The following is an 8844-nucleotide window of genomic DNA, read 5'->3' as shown; positions in this document are numbered from 1 at the left end:
CGCCTGGGCCCCCCGGGCCTCCGCGTGCCCCCCCCAGCCCTCCGGCGCGGTGGGCGGGGGGGCCCCGCCGGCGGGGTGGTGGAGACAGGGGGCGGCGGCGCCCCGTGGCCGCCAGCGCGCGCGGCCGGCCGTAGGCGGGCCGCCTTGATCCAGTAACGGAACTTTGAACAGCATCGCTGCCCGCGCGCCGCTGATCAACGCTTCGAGGACACAGGTACCGCATCGCCGAAGCGGTTGCCGTCATAGGCCGCTGTCCGAGCGGAAACGCAAGAGGGCCCCGGATCTCTCCGGGGCCTCTCACTTGTGTGCACTCGGCAGGATTCGAACCTGCAACCTTCTGATCCGTAGTCAGATGCTCTATCCGTTAAGCTACGAGTGCTTGTTGTTTTATTTTTGTCTCCGTTTCGCTGGCCTTTCGGCCTGCCCCGGCGACAGGAAGAACATTACATGACTGCCGCCGCCATGTGAAATCCGTTCCCCGCACCCGGCCTGAGCTGCGGAAACGTCGAAACCTGGATCGAACGCAGGGGGCCGGAGGCCGGGACACCCCCGGACAACACCGAAGCCCCGGTCCAGGTGGACCGGGGCTTTGGATCAGGGGCGGAGGCGGAGGGATTTGAACCCTCGATGGGCTTTAAGACCCAAACCGCATTAGCAGTGCGGCGCCATAGACCGGACTAGGCGACGCCTCCAGCACAACCATTCACGCGAGCGCGCGATCGGTGCGTGCAGATGATGACACAGGCAAGCGCGGTGTCACCAATCGGTCCCCACGGTACTAGGCGGGATGCCCACAGGGCAAAGGGCTTCCCCCGGCGAGGCGCGAGCCGCCCGCGGAGGTGGTCCCGCAGGTGGGGCGCAACATCCGGCCGGGGCGCGCGTTGGGGTGGGTATGAGTGCTCCCCCTCGGCGCGGCCCCGCGTCCCTCGCCGTCCTTGCCGTCTCCCTCCTCGGCGGCCTCACCACCGCCCCGGTCCACGCGGCTCCCGCCGGCGCCCCGGCCTACGGGACTCCCACGACGCCCGCAGCCCTCGCGGTCCCGGCGGCCCACGCGGCCCCGGCTCGCGGGACCAGTGCCGCAGCTGTGACTCACGCGGCCCCGGCCACCGCTCCGGTCCGCCCGAACCCCGCCGCAACCCCAGCCCACACGGACCCCGCCTCGGCCCCGGACCACGCAAGCCGCGCCGCACCCCCGACCGATGGAACCCACACCGCGGCCCCGGACCGCGCGACCCCCGCCCTCCCCCCACCCCCACTCCCCGACGACCGCGGCGGCGACCGCCTCACCCTCGTCGTACGGGGCGCAGGACCAGGTCGGGACGGTGTGCGGCAGTTGTTCTGTCATCCCGCTGCCGGTGATCACCCCGACCCCGACGCAGCCTGTCGCGTCCTGGACGAGAACACCCGCTGGGGGCAGGACACCTTCGCCCCCGTCCGCCCGGACAGCCTCTGCACCATGATCGACGGCGGTCCCGCCACCGCTCACGTCACCGGGTACTGGGCCGGCCGCCCGGTGAAGGCCGACTTCAGCCGCCGCAACGGGTGCGAGATCGCCCGCTGGGACCGGCTCGTACCCTTCCTGCCGGGGGTGGGGGCGTAGAAATCCCCGAAATCCCCCGGAGGTCCCGCGCTGGTCCCAGGGAGTCTCAGGAAGTGGGCGGAGTGCCAAAGGGTGCCGACGAGCGCCGAGGAGTGCCATGTCAGCGGCGAGCCGTGGGCTGTGGACAGCGACCCGTGGTGGGATGCGGGCATATGTTCGGCGTCACTTCGTCGTGGTACCTCCCTCCCATCCGGCGGCGTGCGCGGGAGCGGAGCCTTTAGACTCCCTCGCGTGACACCCAGCGGGCGGATTGGCAAGATGGCCCGAGCGGTCGGCAAGGTGCGGTGACAGGGAGGAAGCGTCTCGTGAGCAGCAGGCCATCCCGAGGCGCTGCTCGCCTCGCAGCCATACTCGACGCCCTGCCCGACGCGTTGCTCCTGGTCAACGCCAACGGCACGGTCGTCAACGCCAACACCATCGCCCTGGAGGCGTTCGAGGCACCCGGTACGGCGCTCGTGGGGCGTGGCCTGCTCGATCTGCTGCCGCAGTTCGACTCCAAGCTCATCCCCGGCTCGATGCGCCGCCCCGACCACATGGACCCGCACGGCCGGACCAAGCCGACGCGGATGGTCGCGCGGCGCACCGACCGGACCGAGTTCCCGGTCGAGGTCACCAGCGCGAACCTGGAGAACCCCCAGCAGGCGTACGACGGTTCGGCCTACACGGGTGACGAGCTGCTGATGCTCGTGGTGCGGGATCTGTCCGGCACCGTCGACACCGAGGCCGAACTCGCCCGTTCGCAGCGGCAGACCGAGATGATCCTGCGCGCGGCCTCCGAGGGCGTCGTCGGCACGGACACCGACGGCCGGATCGTGCTGGTCAATCCCGCCGCCGCGCAGATCCTCGGCTACCGCGCCGGTGAGCTGGGCGGCCGCGAACTGCACACCCTCGTACTGCACTCCCGCGCCGACGGCTCCCCCTTCCCGTACGACGAGTCGCCGCTCGCCGACACCCTGCGCTCCGGGCGCAAGCACCGGGTGCGCGGGCAGGTGCTGTGGGCCAAGAGCGGCGCCGAGGTGTCAGTCGATCTGACCACCGCCCCGGTGCGCGACGGCGACCAGCTCGTCGGCGCCGTCATGACCTTCACCGACCGGCGCCCGTACCAGGCGCTCGCGGAGGAGAAGGAGGCGCTGGAGAAGGCGCACGCGGAGGAGCTGGAGCGGCTCGCCGAGGAGCACGCCGCCGACCTGACCGCGCTGCGCCAGAAGCACGCGGGCGAGCGGGAGGAGCTGACCGGGCGCGGTGCCGCCGAACTGGCCGAGCTGCGCGAGAAGCTCTCGGAGGAACTGGCCGCGGGCGAGGAGCGGTACGCCGCCCTGGGCGAGCGCGAGAAGGACCGGTACGAGGCTCTCTCCGGCCGCCACGAACAGCTTCTCAGCCTCCTCGCCTCCTCCCTGCGCGGCCCGCTGGACGAGCTGCGCCGTGAACTCGCCGCCCTCGCCGCCGACGACGCGGGCCAGCTGTGGCCCGAGGCCAACCAGGTGCTGCACCACCTGTCGGCCGGGTACGCCCGGATCACCGCCCTCATCGACAACGTCCTCGGCTTCCAGCGCCTCGACGCCGGCGCGGAGGACGTCGCCCGCACCAAGGTGATGCTGGACGCGGTCGTCGCGGCCGGTGTCGACGGGGCCGTGGAACTGATCGGGCCGGGCCGCGTGCAGTTCGCCGTGCACGCGCCGCCCATCGAGGCCGAGGTCGACCCGCAGCGGCTCGCCACCGCGCTCGCCCACCTCGTGGCGGACGTCGCGGGCGTGGACGCCACCGGTAACGCGCCCGTGTCGGCGGCCGGTTACCTGGACAACACCGTCGTGGTCGCGGCCGCCCAGCGCGGCGAGGTCGCGCGGATCGAGGTGCGCGGGCCGTTCGCCGGGGGCGACCCGGTGCACGAGCCGATCGTGCGGGGCATCGTCCGGGCGCACGGAGGTGTGCTCCAGACACACGAGGTGCCGGGCATGAGCGGGCGTGCCTATGTCCTCGAAGTGCCGCTGGGCGGTGGCGCCGGCACGGTCGCCGCACGCGTACCGGACCCGCGCGAGGCCGTGTCCACCGGCGCCGAGGTCGCCCTCGTGGGCGAGCAGGGTGCCGGTCGGCGGCGGGCGCGACGGGCGTCGACCGACGCGTTCCTGGAGAGCGAGGTCGCGGGCGCGGACGACGCGACGAACGCCGCCGCGCCCACCGGGCGCCGGCGCAGGCGGGGCGCCCCCGCTGTCGAGGAGCCGGGTCCGGCCGCGATCGAGAGCGCGGAGGCGGCCTCCAGCGGCACCGGGCGGCGGCGCGGACGCCCCGCCGAGATCGCCGCCGCCCCCGGTGACGGGGTGGCCGCCGAGGGTGCCGTGATGACGGCGGCCGAGCATGCCGCCGGAACGGCAGCTTCGAACACGGGACTTGGTGGCGCGGTGCCGCCGCAGGGCGTACCGGTGCCCGCCGGGCAGCGCGCCCGTCAGGACTCCGGCGAGCAGGCCGCCCTGCCGCCCGCGCTCCCCGCCGCCGGGGGCTCAGCTCCGGGTGCGGAGGGCACGCCGTCCGAGGACTCCCAGCCGACCGGCCGGCGCCGCCGTGCGCTGGCCGCCGCCGCCGAACGGGCCGCCGCGCAGGACGCCGGCACGCGTACGGTCTTCGCCCTGCCGCCGGCCGAGGCGGACCGGACCCCGGAGTCCGAGGCGCCGGCCGTGCGGGTCGGGCCGCCGCCGGGGGCTCAGCTGCCCGGCGCGGGTACGGCCGCCGGTACGGGGGCTGCGCCGGGGATGGCCGTGAACACCGCTCCGGATGGCGGGTCCGCTCCGGGTGCCGGCCCGGTGCCGGTTCCGGCGCAGGGTGCGGCTCCGGGGACGCTGGGTAACGCTCCGGGCGTTGGTCCGGTGCCGGTTCCGGCGCGGCCTGCCCTTCCCGTCCCCGCGCAGGGCCCCGCTCCGGTGCCGGGTCCCGCCCCGACGCCAGGTCCCCTTCCGGTGCCGGGTCCCGTTCCCGCCCCCGGCACCGGTACCGCCCCGGACATGGCCCCCGCCGCCGCTCAGGCCCCCGCGCCAGTCCCCCAGGCCACGGTCCGCCCCGCCCTTCCGCAGGTACCCGCCGGGGGCGGGCCCGCCGATGACGGGCGGCATGACGCCGTGCCCGTGGACCAGTCCGAGGACCACACGCCTCCGCAGCCGCATCCCACCACCGCGCCCACCGGGAGGCGCCGCCGGGCCGTGGCCCAGCCGGGGCAGCAGCAGGAGGCGGGGATTCCGGCGCAGGCCGCCGCACCCGCGTCCGCTCCGGCCCAGCCTCTCCCCGTACCGGCGCAGGCGACCGCGCCCGAGGCGGCCGTACCGGCGCAGCCGCTGCCCGCCGAGGCCGTGCCCGTACCGGCGGCGCCCGCCGCGGCGCCCGCGCCGGCGGCGATGGCGCCGGTTCCGCAGCCGGGGCCCGACGACGAGGACGACGACACGGCGGGCGCGGGCCTGCCCGGCGCCTCGTTGCCGCCGCAGTTCACGCCGCCGAGGGCCGCGCAGCCGTTGCCCGCCGAGGCACCCGGAGGGGGCGACCCCGACTCCACGCAGGGGCGCGCGATCAGCGTGCGCACGCTGGGGCAGGGCGTGCCGTTCGTCCGGCAGGCCGCGCAGGTGCGGCAGCCGACCGCGACCCCGCCGCCGCACGCGACCAACGGCAGCGGGCGGCGTCGCAAGCTGGGCACCCCGCCCCCGCGTCCGGAGGCGCAGCCCGAGCCGGGCGCGCGTCCGCACCCCGAGGCCACCCCGACGCCCGCGCAGGCGCGCCGCGTGCCGGGCACCGAGGGGGTCGGACGGTCGTACGCCATAGGGGCACCCGACGCGAACGCGGCCGAGGGGCCCGAGCCGCTGGACGGGCCGGGCGGTGCCGTGGAGGTCGCGGACACCCCGCGTCCGCAGCCGATGGACGACGAGCTGCCCCCGGAGCCGCTGGACAACCCGCGCCGGCTGCTGGTGTGGCCCGCCCCGGACGTGACGACCTCGGAGGCGCTGAGCACCCGTGGCTACCGGCCGGTGATCGTGCACTCGCGCGAGGAGGTGGACGCGCAGATCGCGGCGTTCCCCGCCGCGCTGTTCGTGGACCCGCTGACCGGCCCGATCACCCGGACCGCGCTCCAGTCGCTGCGCCAGGCTGCCGTCGCCGCCGAGGTGCCGGTACTGGTGACGGCGGGCCTCGGCCAGGCGAGCCGGGAGGCGGCGTACGGCGCCGATCCGGCCGTGCTGCTGAAGGCGCTGGCCCCGCGTGACAGCGAGCAGCATCCGCCCCGGGTGCTGCTGATCGAGGAGCACGCGGAGATCGCGCTGGCGCTCACCGCCACGCTGGAGCGGCGCGGGATGCAGGTGGCGCGGGCCGCGAGCGACGCCGACGCGGTGACGCTGGCCGGGCAGTTCCGGCCGAACCTCGTGGTGATGGACCTGATGCAGACCAGGCAGCGTCAGGCCGGGATCGTGGACTGGCTGCGCGCCAACGGGCAGCTCGACCGGACCCCGCTGGTCGTCTACACGGCGGCGGTCGAGCCGGCGGACCTGCCGAAGCTGGCGTCGGGTGAGACGGTGCTGTTCCTCGCGGAGCGCTCCACCAGCGACGAGGTACAGGGCCGGATCGTGGACCTGCTGGCCAGGATCGGCACCAACTGAGCGAGGAGCCGGGGTACTTCGCGTACCCCGGCCCGCTCGGTCAGAGCTGCGTGACGTCCAGCTCGCCGTCCGCGTACCGCCTGCGCAGCACCTTCTTGTCGAACTTGCCGACGCTGGTCTTCGGGACCGTCTCGACGATCGTCCAGCGCTCGGGCAGCTGCCAGCGGGCGATCCCGCACTCCTCGGCGAGGAAGACGCGCAGCGCCTCGAAGCCGACCTCGGTGCCCTCCTTCAACACGACGGTGGCGAGCGGGCGTTCGTCCCACTTCTCGTCCGGTACGGCGACCACGGCGGCCTCGGCGACGTCCGGGTGGGCCATCAGGGCGTTCTCCAGCACGACCGAGGAGATCCACTCGCCGCCGGACTTGATGACGTCCTTGGCGCGGTCGGTGAGGGTGAGGAAGCCGTCGGGGGAGATGGTGCCGACGTCACCGGTCTTCAGCCAGCCGTCCGCGCTGAACTTGTCGTCGGGGCGCAGGGGTTCGCCGTCGGGGCCGTTGTAGTAGGCGCCCGCGATCCAGGGGCCGCGCACCTCCAGCTCACCCGCCGACTCGCCGTCCCAGGGCAGGCGTTCGCCGCCGGGGCCGGTGAGACGGGCCTCGACGGAGGTGGGGAAGCGGCCCTGGGTGAGCCGGTAGGCGAACTCCTCCTCGGTGTCGATCGCGTGGGCGGGCGGCCGGGCGACCGTCCCGAGCGGGGAGGTCTCGGTCATGCCCCAGGCGTGGCAGACCCGCATGCCGAGCGCGTCGAACGCCGCCATCAGGGAGGGCGGGCAGGCCGCGCCGCCGATGGTGACCTGGACGAGGGAGGAGACGTCGCGGGGATAGGCGCCGAGTTCGGCGAGCAGGCCCTGCCAGATGGTGGGGACGGCGGCCGCGTAGGTCGGACGCTCGGTCGCGATCATGTCGGCGAGCGGCACGGGCTGGAGGAACCGGTCCGGCATCAGCATGTTGACGCCGGTCATGAACGCGGCGTGCGGCAGGCCCCAGGCGTTGACGTGGAACTGCGGGACGACCACCAGCGAGAGGTCCTGGTCGGTCAGGCCCATCGACTGGGTCATGTTGACCTGCATCGAGTGCAGATAGACCGAGCGGTGGCTGTACACCACGCCCTTGGGGTCGCCGGTGGTGCCGGAGGTGTAGCACATGGCGGCGGCCCGGCGTTCGTCCAGCTCGGGCCAGTCGTACGTCTCCGGGTGGCCGGCGAGCAGTTCCTCGTACTCGTGCACCCGCGCGGTGCCGGTCGCGAGCGGGGCGCGGTCGCCGGGGCCGGCCACCACGATGTGCTCGACGGTGGGCAGCTGGGACAGCAGCGGTGCGAGGAGCGGGATCAGCGAGCCGTTGACGATGATCACGCGGTCGGCGGCGTGGTCGACGATCCACGCCAGCTGCTCGGCGGGCAGCCGCAGGTTGAGGGTGTGCAGCACGGCGCCCATGGACGGGATGGCGAAGTACGCCTCCACGTGCTCGGCGTTGTTCCACATGAGGGTGGCCACGCGGTCGTCGTCCCGCACCCCGAGGTCGTCCTCAAGGGCGTGCGCGAGCTGGGCGGAGCGGGTGCCGATCTCGGCGAAGGTCCGCCGGTGCGGCTCGGCGTCGCCGGTCCAGGTGGTGATCCGCGATGTTCCGTGCACGGTCGAGCCGTGGGCCAGAATCCTCGAGATCAGCAGCGGTACGTCCTGCATGGTGCTCAGCACGGCGGGCGTCCTCCCCGGCAGCGTTGCCTGGACGGAAGTAGAGTCGCGCTGATTCTGCGCACATACCGCGCGGTATGTCACTAGCGGGACGGAAACTGGGCCCGCGGCCTCCTAGCGGGCGAGGCCCAGCTCGGAGTCCTCGCGGAGCTTTCCGAGGGCGCGGGAGACGGCGGACTTCACGGTGCCGACGGAGACACCGAGCAGCTCGGCGGTCCGGGCCTCGCTGAGGTCCTCGTAGTAGCGCAGGACGACCATGGCCCGCTGGCGTGCGGGCAGCCGCAGCACCGCCCGCCACATCGCGTCACGCAGCGCCTGCCGTTCGGCCGGGTCGTCGGCGCCGGAACGCGGTTCGGGCTCCGGCAGCTCGTCGCAGACGTACTCCTCCACCCTGCGTCTGCGCCACTGCGAGGTACGGGTGTTGAGCAGGGCCCGGCGCACATAGCCGTCCAGCGCCCGGTGGTCCTCGATGCGCTCCCAGGCGACGTACGTCTTGGCCAGCGCGGTCTGCAGCAGATCCTCGGCGTCGCTCGTGTTGGCGGTCAGCGAGCGGGCGGCGCGCAGCAGGGCGGGGTGGCGGGCGTGGACGTAGGAGGCGAAGGAGGGGTACAGCCACGTGCCGGCCGGTGCGAGCCGGGGGTGGGGGAGAGTCTGCCGCGCAGGTGCGGCGGCGGCGGCCGAGGCGCTGGTGCAGACGGGTGCGGTCATGACTCCACGCTAGGAGCGGGCGGGCCGCCGGGGATCGGCCGGAGGTCCCGAAACCGGGTCCGCCTCAGGTTGTAGGGGTGGGGTTCACCGGACCTCCTGAAGGTGGAGTGGGGGTCCGCCCGGCCTGGGGGTTGTCCCGGAGGGGTTCCCTGAGCGGCGCGGCAACGGGGCTCGGCCGGGCGTGCGGCAGCGGCGCGGCGGGCACCGAAGTGCCGGCC

4 protein-coding genes and 2 tRNA genes are annotated in these 8844 nt (G+C 74.4%); 2 read left to right on the top strand and 4 right to left on the bottom strand.

Annotated elements, in window-relative coordinates; all coding sequences use genetic code 11:
* Window positions 1–306 precede the first annotated feature (306 nt).
* Together ACFWN1_RS29480 and ACFWN1_RS29475 are read right to left on the bottom strand one after the other, a co-directional pair.
* Window positions 307–379, bottom strand: a tRNA-Arg gene (locus tag ACFWN1_RS29480).
* Window positions 380–601: 222 nt separating this feature from the next.
* A tRNA-Ser gene (locus ACFWN1_RS29475) sits at window positions 602–692 on the bottom strand.
* Window positions 693–892: 200 nt separating this feature from the next.
* Between ACFWN1_RS29475 and ACFWN1_RS29470 the strand changes: the two genes are divergently transcribed.
* Together ACFWN1_RS29470 and ACFWN1_RS29465 are read left to right on the top strand one after the other, a co-directional pair.
* On the top strand, window positions 893–1600 hold the full coding sequence (locus ACFWN1_RS29470) for an SSI family serine proteinase inhibitor (RefSeq protein ID WP_384368529.1): 708 nt from the start codon (window positions 893–895) through the stop codon (window positions 1598–1600).
* 305 nt (window positions 1601–1905) lie between these two features.
* Window positions 1906–6225: a PAS domain-containing protein gene (locus tag ACFWN1_RS29465; RefSeq protein ID WP_384368526.1), complete on the top strand. Its 4320-nt coding sequence runs from the start codon at window positions 1906–1908 to the stop codon at window positions 6223–6225.
* 40 nt (window positions 6226–6265) lie between these two features.
* Here ACFWN1_RS29465 and ACFWN1_RS29460 read toward each other — a convergent pair whose 3' ends face one another.
* Window positions 6266–7921 (bottom strand): long-chain fatty acid--CoA ligase, encoded by a 1656-nt coding sequence (locus ACFWN1_RS29460; protein ID WP_384368523.1) that lies wholly within the window; start codon window positions 7919–7921, stop codon window positions 6266–6268.
* 111 nt (window positions 7922–8032) lie between these two features.
* Entirely contained in the window at window positions 8033–8626 is a 594-nt protein-coding gene (locus ACFWN1_RS29455; RefSeq protein WP_384368520.1) for a SigE family RNA polymerase sigma factor, read from the bottom strand.
* Between the last annotated feature and the right edge of the window lie 218 nt (window positions 8627–8844).

This window comes from Streptomyces sp. NPDC058459, from assembly GCF_042721685.1.
In the GTDB taxonomy this organism is placed as follows: Bacteria; Actinomycetota; Actinomycetes; order Streptomycetales; family Streptomycetaceae; genus Streptomyces.
The sequence above is the reverse complement of the archived record's forward strand: the minus strand, read 5'-3'. Positions and strand labels throughout refer to the sequence as shown.